The sequence below is a fragment of the Streptomyces sp. NPDC093221 genome (assembly GCF_044753885.1).
In the GTDB taxonomy this organism is placed as follows: domain Bacteria; phylum Actinomycetota; class Actinomycetes; order Streptomycetales; family Streptomycetaceae; genus Actinacidiphila.
On sequence record NZ_JBIVOA010000013.1, the window covers coordinates 23,893 to 41,215 of the forward strand.

The following is a 17,323-nucleotide window of genomic DNA, read 5'->3' on the forward strand; positions in this document are numbered from 1 at the left end:
AGGCGGGAACGCGAAAGGCGGTCCCGCAGACCCGAGGAGTTGGAACGTCCATGAAGAAGATGTCCTCCCGTACCCGCGTCCTGACCGGTGCCGTGGCCGTCGCAGCCGTCGGCGCGGCCACCTTCGGCGCCGTCTCCGCGACCGCCGCCGCCCCGGCCGCGTCCGGCAAGGCCGCCCCCGCCTCGGCGAGCGCCGCCGCGAACGGCAAGGACACCCGTCAGGTCGACCGGCTCACCACCGCCGCCGCGACGAAGGCCGCGCAGGCGGCCCTCGACGCCGCGAACCGCGCCGGCCAGCACGTCACCGTCGCCGTCGTCGACCGGGACGGCAACACCGTCGTCACCCTGCGCGGCGACGGCGCGGGACCGCAGTCGTACGAGTCAGCCGAGCGCAAGGCGTACACCGCCGTGTCCTGGAACGCCCCCACCTCCGAACTCTCCCAGCGCCTCCAGCAGACTCCGCAGCTCAAGGACATCCCCGGCACGCTCTTCCTCGCGGGCGCCGTTCCGGTCACGGCCAAGAGCGGGCCCGTCGCGGCCGTCGGCGTCGCGGGCGCGCCCAGCGGGGACCAGGACGAGCAGTTCGCCCGGGCGGGAGCGGCAACGCTCGGCCATTGAAGGCCGACGGGCGGGAGGACACTCACCCCGGCGCCCGACAGACATGAGACGTGCGGGAAGCCCGAAGCACCGGAGAAGCCGGAGAAGCGGGAAAACCCGGAGAAGCTTTCCGGAGAAGGAGGAGACACCGGCATGGCCGACCTGAACACCAGGCTGCTGGACGCCGCCCACTGCGGCGACGCGGAGCAGGTGACCGCCCTGCTCGACGCGGGCGCGGACATCGAGACCCGCGACGACCAACGGCGCACCCCGCTGCTGCTCACCGCACTCGCCGACCACCCCGAGGCGGCCCGCAGGCTGGTCGCCGCCGGAGCCGATCCCAACGCGCGGGACTACCGCCAGGACACCCCCTGGCTGGTCACCGGCGTGACCGGCAGCGTCGAGATGATGCGCGCCCTGCTGCCCGCGCACCCCGACCTGACCCTCACCAACCGCTACGGCGGCGTCTCCGTCATCCCCGCTTCCGAACGCGGCCACGTCGCCTACGTCCGCGCCGTCCTCGCCGAGACCGACATCGACGTCAACCACGTCAACCGCCTCGGCTGGACCGCCCTCCTCGAAGCCGTCATCCTCGGCGACGGCGGCGCCGACCACCAGGAAATCGTCCGACTCCTCCTCGCTGCCCACGCTTCCCCCTCCCTCCCCGACGCCGACGGCGTCACCCCTCTCCAGCACGCCGAACGCCGTGGCTTCGACGCCATCGCCCAACAACTCCGCGCCGCGACCTGACGCAGGCCCAGACCCCGGTCCCCTCGCCGGTCCCCGCCCCGCCCCGCCGGGGCGGGCGACCGGCTGAGGCGAGCCCGCGACCGGTCGCCCAGGGCGGGGCGAGACGCGCCCGGCGGCGGGTGCGTCCGGGCGGCCCGCAGACCGGGGCGACTCCCGGGGGGGCCAGGTCGAGGTCCCGGCCCGCCACGACTGCCCCTCCCAGTTGCCCGCTGCTTCCGCCGCCCTGAGTCCGACCGGGCTCTATCCGCCGTCCCGCAGGCGCAGGCCCCGCGGAGTGGCGTGGAAGCCCGCGGCTTCCAGAGCACGGCCGAGGGGCGAGGTGAGGGCCGACTCACCGTTGGTCCGCTCCACCGTGAGGCGGCCCAGCGCGCCCTCGCGGACGGCCAGCGCCAGCGCGTCCGCGGCGGCCTGGAGACGTATCTCGTCGTCGGGCCACGCCAGCAGCGTCTTGCCGCCGCGCTCGACGTAGAGGGCGGGCTCTCCGTCGATGAGGACGACCAGGGCGCCGGCCTTGCGGCCCGGTTTGTGGGTGACGCCCGCGGGCTGCTCGGGCCAGGGAAGGGCCGCGCCATAGGCGTTCGCGGGGTCGGCGGCGGCGAGCACCACCGTACGGGCGCGGGAGGCGTGCTCCTCCTCGCGGTCGCGCGCCGTGCTCAGGGCGCGCAGCCGGTCGACGGCGCCGTCCATGGCGAATTGGGCCGCCCCCAGTCCCTCCACCACATAGCCGCGCCGGGCCTGCCCGGTCTCCTCGAAGGCCGCGAGCACCCGGTAGGCCGCGGAGAAGCCGCCCGCGACGCCCTCGGCGGCCACCGCGCCCCGGGTGACCACGCCGTGCCGGTCGAGCAGCGTGTGGGTGAGGGCGTGCGCCCGCAGCGTCGGGTCGGGCTCGGCGGACGGTACGAGGGACCAGCGGCCCGCGGTGGTCGGCGGACCGGAACGGGACGCCGTCGCACGCGGGGCGCGGGTCGCCAGCGAGCTGTACCGACCGCGCGGAACGGCCCGCGGCGCCCGGTGCGCGGTGGAACCCGCCGTGCGGCCCGAGCCGAGGAGCGCTCTGAGCGGCGACAGGGTGTCGTTGGTGAGCCGTCCCGACCAGGCCAGGTCCCAGACGGCGTCGGCCAGTTGGGGATCGGTGGTGTCCTGCCCCGCGGCCCGCACCTGCTCGGCGATCTGCCGGAAGAAGAGACCGTAGCCGCCGGACAGCGCGGCCAGCACCGCCTCGTGCAGCGGGGACAGCTCCAACGGCTGCGGGGCGGGCAGCAGCAGGGGGGCGCTGTCGGCGAGGTAGAGCGACACCCATCCGTCCTTGCCCGGCAGGGCGCCCGCCCCGGCCCACAGGATCTCGCCGGAGGCCGTCAACTCGTCCAGCATCGCCGGGTTGTAGCCCGTCACCCGGGACGGCAGCACCAGCTTCTCCAGCGCCGATGCGGGTACGGACGCGCCCTGCAACTGCTCCACGGCCCGCACCAGCCCGTCCGGACCGCGCAGGCTGTGCGTGCCCACGTGCTGCCACTGCGGGAGGAAGACGCCGAGCGTGGCGGGCGGCACGGGCTCCAACTCCTGCCGCAGCGCGGCCAGCGAGCGGCGCCGCAACCGCCGCAGCACCGTCGCGTCGCACCACTCCTGGCCCGCGCCGCCCGGCCGGAATTCGCCCTGCACCGTACGGCCCGCCGCCGTCAGCCGTTGCAGCGTCCCGTCCGCCACCGCGGCGCCCAGGCCGAATCTCCCGGCCGCCTCCTTGGTCGTGAACGGCCCGTGCGTGCGCGCGTACCGGGCGAGCAGATCCCCCAGCGGGTCCTTCACCGGCTCGGTGAACGCCACCGGCACGCCCACCGGCAGCGCCGTACCGAGCGCGTCCCGCAACCGCCCCGCGTCCTCGACCGCCGCCCAGTGTTCCGCCCCGGCGATCCGCACCCGGATCGCCCGCCTTGCCGTCTCCAGCTCCTCCGCCCAACCCGGCTCCGCGCCCCGCGCGGCCAACTCCGCGCCGGTCAGCGGTCCGAGCACCCGCAGCAGATCCGCGACCCCCTCGGCGCTCTTCACCCGCCGGTCCTCGGTCAGCCACTGCAATTCGGTGTCCAACTCGGCCAGGACATCGGCGTCCAGCAACTCGCGCAGCTCCGCCTGGCCCAGCAGCTCCGCCAGCAGCCGCGAGTCCAGCGACAGCGCCGCGGCCCGCCGCTCCGCCAGCGGCGAGTCGCCCTCGTAGAGGAACTGCGCCACATAGCCGAACAGCAGCGAGCGGGCGAAGGGCGAGGGCTCGGGTGTGGTCACCTCGACCAGCCGCACCCTGCGGGCCTCGATGTCGCCCATCAGCTCCACCAGACCCGGCACGTCGAAGACGTCCTGAAGGCATTCGCGGACCGCCTCGAGGACGATCGGGAAGGAGCCGAACTCCGAGGCGACCTGGAGCAGTTGCGAGGCTCGCTGGCGCTGCTGCCACAGCGGGGTGCGCTTTCCGGGGTCGCGGCGCGGCAACAGCAGGGCGCGTGCGGCGCACTCGCGGAACCGGGAGGCGAACAGGGCCGAGCCGCCCACCTGATCGGTGACGAGCTGTTCGACCTCGCCCTTGTCGAACGCGACATCCGCCGCGCCCACCGGCGACTGCTCGGGGTCGAACTCCGCTCCGCGCAGCACCGGATCGGAGTCCAGCAGGTCCAGGCCCATCAAGTCGGCGTCCGGCAGCCGCAGCACGATCCCGTCGTCGGCGTGCATCGCCTGGGCGTCCAGGCCGTAGCGCTCCTGGAGCCGCGCGCCGAGCGCCAGCGCCCACGGCGCGTGCACCTGCGCGCCGAAGGGGGAGTGGATGACGACCCGCCAGTCGCCCAACTCGTCGCGGAACCGCTCGACCACGATCGTCCGGTCGTCCGGCACATGACCGCACGCCTGCCGCTGCTCGGCCAGATACGACAGCACATTGTCCGTCGCCCAGGTGTCGAGACCGGCCGCCGTCAGCCGCTCCCTGGCCCGCTCCGGTGCCAGCGCGCCCACCTCGCGCAGGAACGCGCCCAGCGCACGGCCGAGTTCGAGCGGGCGGCCGAGCTGGTCGCCCTTCCAGAACGGCAGCCGTCCCGGCACTCCCGGCGCGGGCGAGACCAGGACCCGGTCGCGAGTGATGTCCTCGATGCGCCACGAGGTGGTGCCCAGGGTGAAGACGTCCCCGACCCGGGACTCGTACACCATCTCCTCGTCCAGTTCCCCGACCCGGCCGCCGCCCTTCTTCGGGTCGGAGCCCGCCAGGAACACCCCGAACAGCCCGCGGTCGGGGATCGTGCCGCCGGAGGTGACGGCGAGCCGCTGGGTGCCGGGGCGTCCGGTCACCGTGTTCGCCACCCGGTCCCACACCAGGCGCGGGCGCAGCTCGGCGAAGGCGTCCGAGGGGTAGCGCCCGGCCAGCATGTCGAGGACCGCGATGTAGGCGGAGTGGGGCAGCGCCGAGAACGGCGCCGCACGCCGCACCAGGGCCAGCAGGTCGTCCACGTCCCAGGTGTCGAGCGCGGTCATCGCCACGATCTGCTGGGCCAGCACGTCCAGCGGATTCGCGGGCACCCGTAGCGACTCGATCGCGCCCTGCCGCATCCGCTCGGTCACCACGGCGGACTGCACCAGGTCACCGCGGTACTTGGGGAAGACCACCCCGGTGGAGACCGCTCCCACCTGGTGCCCCGCGCGCCCGACCCGTTGCAGACCGGAGGCGACCGAGGGCGGCGACTCCACCTGCACCACCAGATCGACCGCGCCCATGTCGATCCCCAGCTCAAGGCTGGAGGTCGCGACGACCGCGGGCAGCCGCCCCGCCTTCAGGTCCTCTTCCACCAGGGCCCGCTGCTCCTTGGACACCGAGCCGTGGTGTGCCCTGGCCAGCACCGGCGGCGTGCCCTTGGCCGCGCCGGACTGGGCCATGATCTCGGCGGGGGAGTGCGCCTCGGGCAGCGCCTCGCCCTCGGCCCGCTCGTAGGCGATCTCATTGAGCCGGTTGCACAGCCGCTCCGCCAGACGGCGCGAATTGGCGAAGACGATCGTGGAGCGGTGCGCCTGCACCAGGTCGGCGATCCGCTCCTCCACATGCGGCCAGATCGAGGCCCGCTCGGCGGGACCCGCCGCCGGCCCGGTGTGCTCGGCCACCGGGGAGCCGCCCAGCTCGCCCAGATCCTCCACCGGCACGACCACCGACAGGTCGAACCGCTTCTGCGACGGCGGCTGGACGATCGTCACCTTGCGGCGCGGCGACAGATAGCGGGCGATCTCGTCCACCGGCCGCACGGTCGCCGACAGCCCGATCCGGCGGGCGGGCCGGTCAAGGAACTCGTCCAGCCGCTCCAGGGAGAGCGCCAGATGCGCCCCGCGCTTGGTGCCCGCGACCGCGTGCACCTCGTCCAGGATCACCGTCTCGACCCCGCTCAGCGCTTCCCGCGCGGCGGAGGTGAGCATCAGGAACAGCGATTCGGGGGTGGTGATCAAAATGTCCGGCGGTCTGGTCACCAGCGCCCGCCGCTCCGCCGGAGGCGTGTCGCCCGAGCGGATGCCGACCCGGACCTCGGGCTCCGGCAGTCCCAGCCGTACCGACTCCTGCCGCAGCCCGGCGAGCGGGCTGCGCAGATTTCGCTCGACGTCCACCGCGAGCGCCTTCAGCGGCGACACGTACAGCACCCGGCACCTGCGGCGGGCCTCGGCGGGCGGCGGGGTGCTGGCCAGCCGGTCCAGGGCGGCGAGGAAGGCCGCCAGCGTCTTGCCGGAGCCGGTCGGCGCGACGACCAGCACGTCGGAGCCCTCGGCGATGGCCGACCACGCCCGGGCCTGGGCGTCGGTGGGCTCGCTGAACGCCCCCGTGAACCACGCGCGGGTGGCCGGGGAGAACGCGTCGAGACTGCTGCGACTGGACATGGCATCCATCCTGCCTCGCCGCACCGACACCGCGCGGCGGCCGACCCCTCAGCCTGTGGATAACTCGCTGGACGCCCCGGCCCGCCACCGGTCCACAATGGCCGTGTGACGGTGCGAGAGCAGGCCAGGTACTGGGAACACCCCGGACTGCCCGGAGTCGACCTGCTGCGTGCCCGCTATGTCCGGCACACCTTCACCCGGCACGCCCACGACAGCTACGTGATCGCGGCGGTCACCGGAGGCGTCGAGGGCATCGGGCTGCCCGGCGGAGCCGAGCGGGCGGGCGCGGGCGGAGTCGTCCTGATCAACCCCGAGACCCCGCACACCGCCTACGCGGGCGTCGAGGAGGGCTGGAGCTACCGGGTCCTCTACCCCTCGCCCGCCGTGGTCGCCGCCGTCGCCGCGGAGACCACGGCGCTGCGCGGCACCCCCTCCTTCAACGCCTCGGTGCTCGACGACCCCGTGACCGCCCGCATGATCGCCGACGTCCACCGCGCCGCCGAAGGGGACAACGCGCTCGCCGCCGACACGCAGCTGCGCCTCGTCGTCGCCCGGATGCTCGCCCGCCACGCGAACTCCGCGGCCCTCGGACCCGCGCCCGTCGCGGGCGCGGGCGTCGCGGCCCGCGCCCGCGACCTGCTGGCCACCCGCCTGGCGGCCCCGCCGAGCCTGGAGGAACTGGCCCGTGAGGTCGGCACCGGCCCCTTCGCCCTGCTGCGCGCCTTCAAGGCCGCCTACGGGCTGCCGCCGCACGCCTGGCTGACCAGCGAGCGGGTCAGGGCCGCCCGCCGCCTGCTCGACACAGGCGTCAGCCCGGCCGACACGGCCGCCGCCGTCGGCTTCACCGACCAGCCCCACCTCAACCGGCACTTCGCCCGGATCGTCGGCGTCCCGCCCGGCGCATACCAACGCGAGCGCAAGAACGTACAAGACCCGCCGTCCCGCCGTCCCTAGCCTCATGCGGGTGACGGGACATCCGATAGCCACAGAACCCGCGGAATCCGCCGACCGCAGAGAATCCACCGGGCCGGCGGACCGGCAGCCACGCTCCGCGCGCGCCCAGGTCGTCCGCGACGCCCTCGGGGTGGGCGTCGCCGTCGGGCTCTCCGGCTTCGCCTTCGGCGTGACCTCCGCCGGAGCCGGGCTCGCACTCGCCCAGACCTGCGCCCTGTCCCTGCTGGTGTTCACCGGAGCGTCGCAATTCGCCCTGGTCAGCGCCCTGGGGGCGGGCGGCAACCCCTTCGCGGCAGCCGCGGGAGCCTTCTTCCTCGGCACCCGCAACGCCTTCTACGGGCTCCGGCTCTCCCAACTCCTCCGCCTGCCCGCCGCGATACGGCCGCTGGCCGCGCAGTGGGTCATCGACGAGACCTCCGCGGTCGCGCTGGCGCAGAAGGACCGCGCCTCCGCGCGGCTGGGCTTCACCGTCACCGGAGGCAGCCTCTACGCCCTGTGGAATCTGACCACCCTCATCGGCGCCCTGGGCGCCTCGGCGCTCGGCGACCCCGCTTCCTGGGGGCTGGACGCGGCAGGCCCCGCCGTCTTCCTCGCGCTCCTCGCCCCCATGGTCAAGGGGCGCGCCGAACGGGCGGTCGCCGCGGTCGCCGTCCTCCTCGGCCTTGTCTGCCTGCCACTCCTGCCCGCCGGAGTCCCGGTCCTGGTCGCCGCCCTGGCAGCGCCCCTCGTCCTGGCCGTCACCCGCGCGAAGCGCACCGGAGAGGACGCGTCAGGAACCGTACGGAAGCCGGAACGGGCACCAGCACAGGCACCAGCAAAGGCACCAGCACGGGCATCGGCATCGGCACCGGCACGCGAAGAGGGAGAGACAGCGGAATGAGCACAGGAGCGAGTACCTGGATCGCCGTCATCGTGACGGCCCTCGGCTGCTACGCGGTCAAACTGCTGGGCCTGTCCGTACCGGCGGGATTGCTGGAACGCCCCGTGGTCAAGCGCCTCGCCGCGCTCGTGCCCATCGCGCTCCTCGCCGCGCTCACCGCCCTCCAGACCTTCGGCACCAGCGGACTGCGGCTGGCCGTGGACGCGCGCTCGGCCGGGCTCGCGGCAGCGGCCGTCGCCCTCCTGCTGCGGGCGCCCTTCCTCGTGGTGGTGGCCGCGGCCGTCGTCGTGACCGCGGCCGTACGGGCCGTCTCCGGCATGTGAGCCACGGGCCGGTCCTCTGCGACATCCGGTGCCCGGTCACCGGCGTAAGGACCGGGCACCTGGATCAGCGCCCCTTACCCGCGCGGCCTCGCCGTCAGCCCAGACGGCCGTACGCGCGCAGCGTCCGCAGCGCCTCGATCGTCACCATGGGCCGCCCTTCGAGGGCGGAGCCCGGCGCCCACTCGCGCCAGGTGATCGGCCAGCCGCCGTCGTCGCCCTGCTGCCCCGCGAGATGGTCCAGCGACCGTTCCATCTCGGTGTCGGTGAACCACGACCGGGCGGCCGAGTCGGGGGAGGGCGCGAAGTCGTGGGCGAAGTGGTGTTCGCCCGGCGCGTATCCGGTCGGCGGCGCGACCCGCCCGGCGCGCTCGGGCTCCAGCAGCGCCAGACCCTGCTCTCGCACCAGTCGTCCCAGCCGCTCCACCGCGCCCTGCGCACGCGGCCGGTCCTGCGCCGAGGCCAGGAACGCCAGCGAGGCCAGCACCTCATAGGGATGCGTCCGGTCCAGGGCGTCGATCGCCGCCCAGCAGAAGTCCGTCGACCTGAACAGCCACGCGTGCCACACCTCGTTGCGCCGCAGCAGCCCCACCACGGGCCCGGTGGCGAGCAGGTCACCGGGCGGGTCGTCGGAGATCCGCATCCAGGGCGCGTACGGATAGCCGCGCAAGGACGCGTCGACCGCGGGCAGCGCGCCCTCCGCCGTCGAGCACGCCGTCAGATAGCGGCAGATGCGCTCGGCCCTGCCGCCCCTGCACCGGTCGATCTCGTCCAGCACCCGCAGCGCGTACGCCACGTGCAGCGGCTGGCTCACCGGGCCGCGCAGGTCGGGCTCCAGCGCGTGGCCGTATCCGGCGTCGTCATTGCGGTACGCGTCGAGCGCGGTCTCGACCGCGTCGCCGTCGCCGTCGAGGAAGTGGAAGGCGAACCTGCGCTGCTCGAGCACACGGGCGGTGAGCCACACGAACTGCTCGGCGCGACCTAGCGGGGTTGCTGGCATGCGCGCACCCTAGGGCGTGCGCGGCGGCCTGGAACACGGCTGAGCCGAGGAGCCACCCGGCTGTGTGACGGTACGCGTGCGGGCGCGGGATACTGGCAGTCATGCGGTTGACGATTTTCTGGGAGCGGATGCGCGCGCACTTCGGCGACGCGTACGCCGATTCCTTCGCGCGGGACCATGTGATGGCCGAATTGGGCGGCCGTACGGTGCATCAGGCGCTGGACGACGGCTGGGAGGCCAAGGACGTCTGGCGCGCGGTGTGCGCCTCGATGGACGTGCCCGCCGCCAAGCGCTGACGCGGCGTCGCGAGCGGAGCGACGGATTCAGGAGTGGCCCGACACCCCCGGCGGGTCGCTTGACATCAAATTCGAACATCCATTCTTATGGCTTGTGCCGGGTGGATTTCCGTGGTGACGAAGCGTGTTTCCGCCGGAGTTATCCACAGCACGGGGCGACGGCCGGGCGCGTTGTCAGTGCCAGGCGCTAGCGTCGTGGACGTGAAGCGATCGAACCAGACATCCCGGGTGGAGCCCATGGCAGGAAACGACCGCGAGAAGGCGCTCGACGCCGCGCTCGCGCAGATTGAACGGCAGTTCGGCAAGGGCGCGGTCATGCGCCTGGGCGACCGGCCGAACGAACCCATCGAAGTCATCCCCACCGGATCGACCGCTCTTGACGTGGCACTCGGCGTCGGTGGACTGCCGCGCGGCCGAGTGGTGGAGGTCTACGGCCCGGAGTCCTCCGGTAAGACGACCCTCACCCTGCACGCGGTGGCCAACGCCCAGCGGGCGGGCGGCACGGTGGCGTTCGTGGACGCCGAGCACGCGCTGGACCCCGACTACGCCAAGGCACTCGGCGTCGACACGGACAATCTGATCCTGTCCCAGCCGGACACCGGCGAGCAGGCGCTGGAGATCGTGGACATGCTGGTCCGCTCCGGCGCTCTCGACCTCATCGTGGTCGACTCCGTGGCAGCCCTCGTGCCACGGGCCGAGATCGAGGGTGAGATGGGCGACTCGCACGTGGGTCTCCAGGCCCGTCTGATGAGCCAGGCCCTCCGCAAGATCACCAGCGCGCTCAACCAGACCAAGACCACCTGCATCTTCATCAACCAGCTCCGCGAGAAGATCGGTGTGATGTTCGGCTCGCCGGAGACCACCACCGGTGGCCGCGCGCTGAAGTTCTACGCCTCCGTCCGGCTCGACATCCGCCGGATCGAGACCCTCAAGGACGGCACCGAGGCGGTCGGCAACCGTACCCGCGTCAAGGTCGTCAAGAACAAGGTCGCGCCGCCCTTCAAGCAGGCCGAGTTCGACATCCTCTACGGCCACGGCATCAGCCGTGAGGGCGGCCTGATCGACATGGGCGTCGAGCACGGCTTCGTCCGCAAGTCCGGCGCCTGGTACACGTACGAGGGCGACCAGCTCGGTCAGGGCAAGGAAAACGCGCGCAATTTCCTGAAGGACAACCCCGACCTGTCGGACGAGATCGAGAAGAAGATCAAGGAGAAGCTCGGCGTCGGCGTGCCGAAGGTCGAGGCGCCGGGCGCACAGCCCGGGGCGGACGCGGCAGGACCCGCGGCCGTGGCCAAGACCGACGCGCCCAAGGCCGAGGTCCCCGCGCCCAAGGGCGCGAAGGCGACCAAGGCGACCGCCGCCAAGGCCTGACGCCGTGGCGCGCAGGTCCCCTGAGCGCGGCGGCTCTTCCGAGTCGAGGGCCTCGCGAGAGCCGCCGCTCGATCCCGAGGAGCAGGCGCGGGCGCTGTGCCTGCGCCTGCTCACCGGGACGCCCCGCACCCGCAGGCAGCTCGCCGACGCCCTGCGCAAGCGCGAGATCCCGGACGAGGTCGCCGAGCACGTCCTGGAACGCTTCCAGGACGTGGGGCTGATCGACGACCAGGCGTTCGCCAACTCCTGGGTGGAGTCCCGGCACCGCGGCCGGGGTCTCGCCCGCCGAGCCCTCGCGCAGGAGCTCCGCCACCGCGGAGTGGACGCGGAGCTGGTGAACGAAGCGGTCGGACTGCTCGACCACGACCAGGAGGAGCAGACCGCCCGCGAGCTGGTACGCCGCAGGCTGCCGGGCACCCGCGGGCTGGACCGCGACAAGCGGATCCGCCGCGTCGCGGGCATGCTCGCCCGCAAGGGCTACTCCGAGGGCCTGGCCCTCCGGGTGGTGCGGGAAGCGCTCGCCGCCGAGGGCGTCGAGGAGGAGCTCGAAGAGGAGCCGTGGGAGTGACGGCGGCGAGGACGGCGGAATCCTGGAAGGCGAGGGAGTACGAAGGCCCCGCCACCGGACGTCGCCCTGCCGCCAGGGCCTCCGAAAACCGCCCCGCCGTCCGGCACCGGGACCATCCGCCAAGGGAGACGGTGCCGGTGACCGGCAGCCCCGGCGGGCTGACGGTGACCGTCCGGCAGGGCGTACCCGGGCCGGCCGCTACCGGGTGTGCCCGCTGACCCGCGTGCCCGCCGCGCCGCCGGGCCCGCCGCCTTCACCGTCACCGTCGTCGGAGTCCGGCTCCGTACCTTCGCTGCCCGCCGGCACCGGCGGACCGCCGCGGGCCAGGTCGGCGTACGAGTACAGCTCCGCGGGGCGGCAGCCCACCATCGCCGTGACCAGGCGTCCGTCCGGCCGGATCAGCAGCACACTGTGCGCGGTCGCCCCCGGATACGTCTCGGCGACGACCAGCTCCGCGCGGGTCGGCAGCGCGGCGACCGCGGAGGCGAGCCGGGGCATGAGCCCGGCGGTCAGCCAGTGACGGCTGTCCCACACCCCGGTACCCGGCGCGATCAGCACCACGATCAACCCCCGGCCGAGCCGGTCCCGCAGCCGTCCGACGGTGCCGTCGAGCGCGGTCACCGACACATCGGTCACCGCACCGCCCGGCGGCGTGTCGCACCCGGCGACCAGCGGCGACGGCCCGGACTTGCCGCCACCGGAGCGCGGCGCGGGCAGCGCGAGCGGCGAGCGCCCGTAGACCGAGGACGCGGCGGCGGACCCCCGGCCGAGATGGCTGTCGGTCAGCAGCTCCGCCTGGCCGCGCGCCGAGCCCGACAGCACCGCGTGCCGTACCGTCTGCCACGCGCCACTGGCCCGCAGCAGCGGAAGCGCCTGGTCGGTGGCGCGCAACCGGGCGCCGACCGCGCCGCGCCGCTCCGCCTCGTAGCTGTTCAGCAGTATCTTCGACGCGCCGTCGTGCCAGGCCAGCGAGAGCTTCCAGGACAGATTCTCCGCGTCCCGCAGCCCTTCCTCGACGCTCTGCGCTCCGAGCGCGCCCATCAGGTGTGCTGCGTCCCCCGCGAGGAAGACCCGCCCCCTGCGCCAGCGCCTGGCCAGCCGCTGGTGCACCGGATAGTCGGCCGAGCCGACGAGTTCGTACGGGACGACGCTGCCGCACCAGGCGGTGAGCGTGGACCGCAGCCGTTCCACCAGCGCGTCGGACGTGAGCAGCCGTCCCTGCGGGGGCAGCAGCCAGTCCAGCCGCCACAGGCCGTCCGGCAACGGACGGGCCGTCACCTCCTGGCCCGCGGGCGCCCCCGGCGGGTCGCGGTGCAGCAACGCCACACCCGGTTCGGGGAGTTCCGCGCGGATCACCGCCACCGCGTGCCGGTCGACGGCGGTGCGGCCGGGGAAACGTACGCCCGTCAGCTTGCGGACCGTCGAACGGGGACCGTCGCAGCCGACCAGGAAACTGCCGCGCCACCAGGTGTCGTGCGACCCGCGGGTGTGCACGGTGATCCCGAGACCGTCCTGCTCGAAGGCGTCCACCCGGCAGCCCGGCACGATCCGCACCGACCCGCAGGCGAGCAGCGCGTCGCGCAGGCCGCGCTCCAATTGGTGCTGCGCGATGTGCGTGGGGGAGTCCTGCGGTCCGAATTCGACGCGCAGCACTTCCGTACGACGGCGCAATGTGCGCCAGGCCGACCAGGAGGCTCCGTCGCCGCGGACACCGGCGTAGCCGAGCCGTTCGACGAACGCGACCGTGTCGGGGCCGAGGACCGCGGTGCGTGGGCGCCGTAACCCGTCGGCATCGGTCAGTGCCTCCGCCTCGTCGAGGACGATGACGGGGACGTCGCGGCGGGCCAGAGCGAGGGCGAGGGCCAGGCCCACGGGACCCGCCCCCGCGACGATCACCGGGTCCATGGAGAGGCCCCCGGAAGAAGTGCGGTCACAAAGCGTATGCAACCCACTGCGCCTTCCCACGTCAAGCGACGGTCCCGCCTCGGCGCGGTGCGCCGCTCCACGCGCCCTCCGTGCCCCGTGCGCGCCCTCGGGCACTTCCGGTGCGTACCGGGTCGGTAACGGTCCACCGCGCGAGCCGGTAGGGCCTTGACGCACCACGTGCCGATCGGCGTGGATTCGGTCCACAGGTACCGCTACCGCACACGAACAACACGATCAGCCGAAATGATCATAAGACCGAATGAACAGGGAGGTTGACGATGCGACTGCTCCTCGTGGAGGACGACGACAGGGTCGCCTCCGCCCTCTCCGCGGTCCTCGGCAAGCACGGCTTCGACGTGCGGCACGCCCGCAGCGGCGAGGAGGCGATCCAGGCGCTGTTGCCCGGCGACGGCCCCGCGTACGACTGTGTCCTGCTCGACCTGGGGCTGCCTGACCAGGACGGTTTCGAGGTGTGCAGCCGGATACGCCGCCGTACCGCGACCCCGGTGATCATGGTGACCGCGCGGGCCGACGTGCGCTCCCGGATCCACGGCCTCAACCTGGGCGCGGACGACTACGTGGTGAAGCCGTACGACACGGGCGAGCTGCTGGCGCGGATCCACGCCGTGAGCCGCCGCCCGCCGCTGAACGCGCAAGGCGCCGCCGGGCCGACGGCCACCGGCGCGACCGTCGCGGGCACCGGAGTGCTGGCCGCCGCGCGGACCGGCGAGACCGGCCCGCAGGAGAGCGCCAAACTGCTGCTCGGCACGGTCACCATCGAACTGTCCACCCGCCGCGTCACCGTGGAGGGCGATCTGATCGCCCTCACCCGCAAGGAGTTCGACCTGCTGTCGCTGCTCGCCAAGCGGCCGGGTGTCGTCTTCCGCAGGGAGCAGATCATCAGCGAGGTGTGGCGCACCGCGTGGGAGGGTACGGGTCGCACCCTTGAGGTCCATGTGGCGTCCCTGCGCTCCAAACTGCGGACCCCGGCGATGATCGAGACGGTGCGCGGGGTCGGATACCGGCTCGTCGTCCCCGTCGGCTGACCCGTCGAGGCCACCACCTTGCGCTCCCGCCTGCTCCCGCTGCTCATCGTGCTGATGGCCGGTGTCCTGCTGGCCCTCGGCTTCCCGCTGGCCGCCAGCCAGGCCGCGTCCCAGCAGCAGCGCGTCGTGGTCGACCGCATCGACGACACCACGCGCTTCGCGGCGCTCGCGCAGTACGTCACCGCGCGGGACGAACAGACCGCCGTGGACAGCGCCGACGACGAGCGGCTGCACACCCTGCGCACCGAACTCACCCGCTACAAAGAGCTGTACGGCATCGACGCCGGAGTCTTCTACCGCGACCGCACCGCGATGGCGGCCGCGCCCGGCGACTGGAAGGTGCCGGACGAGGGCGAGCTGTTCGACGCCTACAACTCGGCGCTGCTCGGCCGCCGCACCCACGACCCCCGCCAGGTGTGGCCGTGGCAGACCCGCAAACTCGCCATCGCCTCGCCGATCGTCCGGGACGGGGACGTCGTCGCCGTCGTCGTGACCGATTCGCCGACCGGCGCGCTGCGCTCCCGCATCCTGCACGGCTGGCTGCTGCTGGCGGCCGGGGAGCTGGCGGCGATGGCCATCGCCGTGCTCTTCGCCGTCCGCCTGACCGCCTGGGTGCTGCTTCCGGTCGCCACCTTGGACCGCGTCACCCACGACATCGCGACCGGCCGGATGAAGTCGCGTGTCGGAACGGCGGGCGGCCCGCCGGAACTCCGCCGCCTGGTCCGTTCGTTCAACGAAATGGCCGACAACGTCGAGGAAGTCCTCGACCAGCAGCGGGCCTTCGTGGCGGACGCGTCGCATCAGTTGCGCAATCCGCTCGCCGCACTGCTGCTGCGGATCGAATTGCTCGGCCTGGAACTGCCCGACGGCCACGACGAGGCCGAGGCGGTGAAGGAGGAGGGGCACCGGCTCGCCCAGGTGCTCGACGACTTGCTGGGCCTGGCGCTCGCCGAACGCTCCGGCAGTCATCTGGCCGTCACCGATCTCGCCGCGCTCGCCCGTACCCGCTCGGCGGCCTGGCGACCCGTCGCCGACCAGGCGGGAATCTCCGTGGAGTTCACGGTGGAGGGGGAGGACTCGGAGGACCGGGGAGGCGAGAGCGCGGGGGAGCGGGCGGGCGAGAGCCCGGGGGAGCGGGCGGCGCTCAAGGTGACCGGGTGGGCCGACGCGGTCGCGCTGTCCAGCGCCTTGGACGCGGTGATCGACAACGCGATCAAATTCACCCCGCGCGGCGAGGCCGTCCATGTGCGCGTGGCGGCGGACGACCAGCGCACCGCGATCTCCGTCGCCGACAGCGGCCCCGGTCTGACGGACGAGGAACTCGCCAGGATCGGCGATCGTTTCTGGCGCAGCGCCCGCCACCAGAATGTGCACGGCTCCGGCCTCGGCCTGTCCATCGCCCGCGCCCTGCTGAGCCAGGGCGGCGGCGCCATCAGTTACGGGCGGCGCGACCCGCACGGCCTGGAGGTCATCCTGACGGTGCCGAGGACGGCGCCGGTCGGGGTGTGACCGTCCGGTTGTCGGATCGTACGACCGTCTGATCATGACCACGGAGTGCGCGGCGGGGTGAGCGCGCGGCGCGGCCGAGGTCGCGGCGGAGCACCCGCTACGGCTTCACCGACCGGTAGTACCGCTCCGCGCCGACGTGCAGCGGCAGCGGATCGGTGAACACCGCGGTCCGCAGGTCCACCAATTGCGCGGCGTGCACCTCCTTGCCGATCGCGTCCCGGCTGTCGATCACCGCACGGGTGAGCCGTTCGACCAGGCCGGTGTTCGCGCGGTCCGTGGTGACCAGCAGATTGGCGACGGCGATGGTGGCGATCGCCTGCCCCTTCTGCGCCTGCGGATACGCGTCGGCGGGCATCACGGCCTGCCGGTAGTACGCCATCTGCGGTCCCATGGAATGCAGCTTCGCCACCAGGTCGCCGAGTTGGACGAGCTTGATGCCCGGCGAGGAGTGCGCCATCTCGGCCACGGCGGCGGTCGGCAGCCCGCCCGACCAGAAGAACGCGTCCAGTTGCTTGTCGCGCAGCATCGCGGGCGCCTGGTCGATGCCGACCGGTATCGCGTCCACATCCTTGGTGATGTCCAGACCCGCCGCCGCGAACAGCCGCCTGGTGATCAGTTTGACCCCGGAGTCCGCCTGGCCGACCCCGACCCGCAGCCCGCGCAGATCGCGCGCGGACCGCACCGTGGAATCGCTCGGTACGACAAGCTGCATGTAGTCGTCGTAGAGCCGGGCGCAGGCGCGCAACTGGTCCTTGCCTGGACCGTTGTAATCGGCGACGGCGTCGGCCGCGGCGATGGTGAAGTCCGCCCGTCCTGACGCCACCCGCTTGATGTTGTCGACCGAGCCCTCGGTGTGCACGAGATTGACCCGCACTCCCGGCAGCGCGGTGTGCAGATCGCCCTTGAGGAGCAGCCCGTACTTCTCGTACACCCCGCTGGCGACCCCGGTGGCCAGCGACATCGGCGCCCGCGGATACGAAGGCCCCGCGTTCGGCAGCAGCCACCAAAGCAGGAGGGCGAGCACGGAGACCCCGGCCAGCAGCGCCTGGAGCACGCGCCGCCGCCTGCCCAGCGCGGCATCGCGCAGGCGTACGACGGGGCGGGGGAGGTCCATGCATGGGGATCCTGCCAGCCGGGCGGGAATCGGGGAAGGGCGGTCGGCGGCGGCCGGTCCCGGGAAGGCGGGGGCGCCGGGCCCCGGCGACCACGTACTCTGGGTGATT

General features: G+C 73.3%; 13 protein-coding genes and 1 pseudogene. 10 read left to right on the plus strand and 4 right to left on the minus strand.

Annotated features, from left to right (window positions below; genetic code table 11):
• Positions 1-50: 50 nt before the first annotated feature.
• Entirely contained in the window at positions 51-617 is a 567-nt protein-coding gene (locus tag ACIQCJ_RS33595) for a heme-binding protein (protein ID WP_401725296.1), read from the plus strand.
• Positions 618-749: 132 nt separating this feature from the next.
• Positions 750-1,346 carry an ankyrin repeat domain-containing protein gene (locus ACIQCJ_RS33600; protein WP_402713611.1) on the plus strand — a complete coding sequence of 199 codons (597 nt, stop codon included), beginning with the start codon at positions 750-752 and terminating at the stop codon, positions 1,344-1,346.
• A gap of 240 nt (positions 1,347-1,586) precedes the next feature.
• Here the strand turns inward: ACIQCJ_RS33600 and ACIQCJ_RS33605 are convergent, their stop codons facing one another.
• Entirely contained in the window at positions 1,587-6,230 is a 4,644-nt protein-coding gene (locus ACIQCJ_RS33605; RefSeq protein ID WP_402713613.1) for an ATP-dependent helicase, read from the minus strand.
• Positions 6,231-6,335: 105 nt separating this feature from the next.
• On the opposite strand from ACIQCJ_RS33605, the gene ACIQCJ_RS33610 reads away from it, so the two are divergent.
• The 3 genes from ACIQCJ_RS33610 to ACIQCJ_RS33620 are packed head-to-tail and all read left to right on the plus strand — an operon-like array spanning position 6,336 to position 8,387.
• The gene (locus ACIQCJ_RS33610) at positions 6,336-7,184 is read left to right on the plus strand and encodes an AraC family transcriptional regulator (RefSeq protein ID WP_355338155.1); all 849 of its coding nucleotides are present in this window, start codon (positions 6,336-6,338) and stop codon (positions 7,182-7,184) included.
• Positions 7,185-7,188: 4 nt separating this feature from the next.
• Positions 7,189-8,064, plus strand: a complete 876-nt coding sequence (locus ACIQCJ_RS33615; protein WP_402713615.1) for an AzlC family ABC transporter permease — start codon at positions 7,189-7,191, stop codon at positions 8,062-8,064.
• Positions 8,061-8,387: an AzlD domain-containing protein gene (locus tag ACIQCJ_RS33620; RefSeq protein WP_355338161.1), complete on the plus strand. Its 327-nt coding sequence runs from the start codon at positions 8,061-8,063 to the stop codon at positions 8,385-8,387. Before ACIQCJ_RS33615 ends, ACIQCJ_RS33620 begins: the two co-directional genes overlap by 4 nt.
• A gap of 94 nt (positions 8,388-8,481) precedes the next feature.
• On the opposite strand, the gene ACIQCJ_RS33625 is transcribed toward ACIQCJ_RS33620, so the two are convergent.
• A complete protein-coding gene (locus ACIQCJ_RS33625; protein WP_391163794.1) occupies positions 8,482-9,384 on the minus strand; it encodes a hypothetical protein in 903 nt (300 codons plus the stop codon).
• A gap of 101 nt (positions 9,385-9,485) precedes the next feature.
• Here ACIQCJ_RS33625 and ACIQCJ_RS33630 point away from each other — a divergent pair, with 101 nt between their 5' ends.
• The 3 genes and pseudogenes from ACIQCJ_RS33630 to recX form a co-directional block, all read left to right on the plus strand.
• Complete coding sequence (locus tag ACIQCJ_RS33630) at positions 9,486-9,680, plus strand: DUF3046 domain-containing protein (protein WP_188286122.1); 195 nt, start codon at positions 9,486-9,488, stop codon at positions 9,678-9,680.
• 237 nt (positions 9,681-9,917) lie between these two features.
• Entirely contained in the window at positions 9,918-11,051 is a 1,134-nt protein-coding gene (gene recA / locus ACIQCJ_RS33635; protein WP_355338167.1) for a recombinase RecA, read from the plus strand.
• A pseudogene (recX, locus tag ACIQCJ_RS33640) lies at positions 11,008-11,619 on the plus strand (recombination regulator RecX); the annotation flags it as partial. The gene recA and the pseudogene recX, both read left to right, overlap by 44 nt.
• A gap of 198 nt (positions 11,620-11,817) precedes the next feature.
• Here recX and ACIQCJ_RS33645 read toward each other — a convergent pair.
• Complete coding sequence (locus ACIQCJ_RS33645) at positions 11,818-13,524, minus strand: FAD-dependent monooxygenase (RefSeq protein ID WP_391163795.1); 1,707 nt, start codon at positions 13,522-13,524, stop codon at positions 11,818-11,820.
• A 299-nt stretch (positions 13,525-13,823) separates the two neighbouring features.
• Here ACIQCJ_RS33645 and ACIQCJ_RS33650 point away from each other — a divergent pair, with 299 nt between their 5' ends.
• Positions 13,824-14,591 (plus strand): response regulator transcription factor, encoded by a 768-nt coding sequence (locus tag ACIQCJ_RS33650; protein ID WP_355338173.1) that lies wholly within the window; start codon positions 13,824-13,826, stop codon positions 14,589-14,591.
• 18 nt (positions 14,592-14,609) lie between these two features.
• Entirely contained in the window at positions 14,610-16,100 is a 1,491-nt protein-coding gene (locus ACIQCJ_RS33655; protein ID WP_355338176.1) for a HAMP domain-containing sensor histidine kinase, read from the plus strand.
• A gap of 97 nt (positions 16,101-16,197) precedes the next feature.
• On the opposite strand, the gene ACIQCJ_RS33660 is transcribed toward ACIQCJ_RS33655, so the two are convergent.
• Positions 16,198-17,214 (minus strand): TAXI family TRAP transporter solute-binding subunit, encoded by a 1,017-nt coding sequence (locus tag ACIQCJ_RS33660; protein ID WP_402713620.1) that lies wholly within the window; start codon positions 17,212-17,214, stop codon positions 16,198-16,200.
• Between the last annotated feature and the right edge of the window lie 109 nt (positions 17,215-17,323).

Bases quoted from the DNA above. Each gene is read 5' to 3' on its own strand.
- ACIQCJ_RS33615 (WP_402713615.1), top strand. From the start codon at position 7,189: ATGCGGGTGACGGGACATCCGATAGCCACAGAACCCGCGGAATCCGCC.
- ACIQCJ_RS33645 (WP_391163795.1), bottom strand. From the start codon at position 13,524: ATGGACCCGGTGATCGTCGCGGGGGCGGGTCCCGTGGGCCTGGCCCTC.
- ACIQCJ_RS33660 (WP_402713620.1), bottom strand. From the start codon at position 17,214: ATGGACCTCCCCCGCCCCGTCGTACGCCTGCGCGATGCCGCGCTGGGC.
- ACIQCJ_RS33620 (WP_355338161.1), top strand. From the start codon at position 8,061: ATGAGCACAGGAGCGAGTACCTGGATCGCCGTCATCGTGACGGCCCTC.
- ACIQCJ_RS33625 (WP_391163794.1), bottom strand. From the start codon at position 9,384: ATGCCAGCAACCCCGCTAGGTCGCGCCGAGCAGTTCGTGTGGCTCACC.
- ACIQCJ_RS33650 (WP_355338173.1), top strand. From the start codon at position 13,824: ATGCGACTGCTCCTCGTGGAGGACGACGACAGGGTCGCCTCCGCCCTC.
- ACIQCJ_RS33630 (WP_188286122.1), top strand. From the start codon at position 9,486: ATGCGGTTGACGATTTTCTGGGAGCGGATGCGCGCGCACTTCGGCGAC.
- ACIQCJ_RS33595 (WP_401725296.1), top strand. From the start codon at position 51: ATGAAGAAGATGTCCTCCCGTACCCGCGTCCTGACCGGTGCCGTGGCC.
- recA (WP_355338167.1), top strand. From the start codon at position 9,918: ATGGCAGGAAACGACCGCGAGAAGGCGCTCGACGCCGCGCTCGCGCAG.
- ACIQCJ_RS33600 (WP_402713611.1), top strand. From the start codon at position 750: ATGGCCGACCTGAACACCAGGCTGCTGGACGCCGCCCACTGCGGCGAC.
- ACIQCJ_RS33605 (WP_402713613.1), bottom strand. From the start codon at position 6,230: ATGTCCAGTCGCAGCAGTCTCGACGCGTTCTCCCCGGCCACCCGCGCG.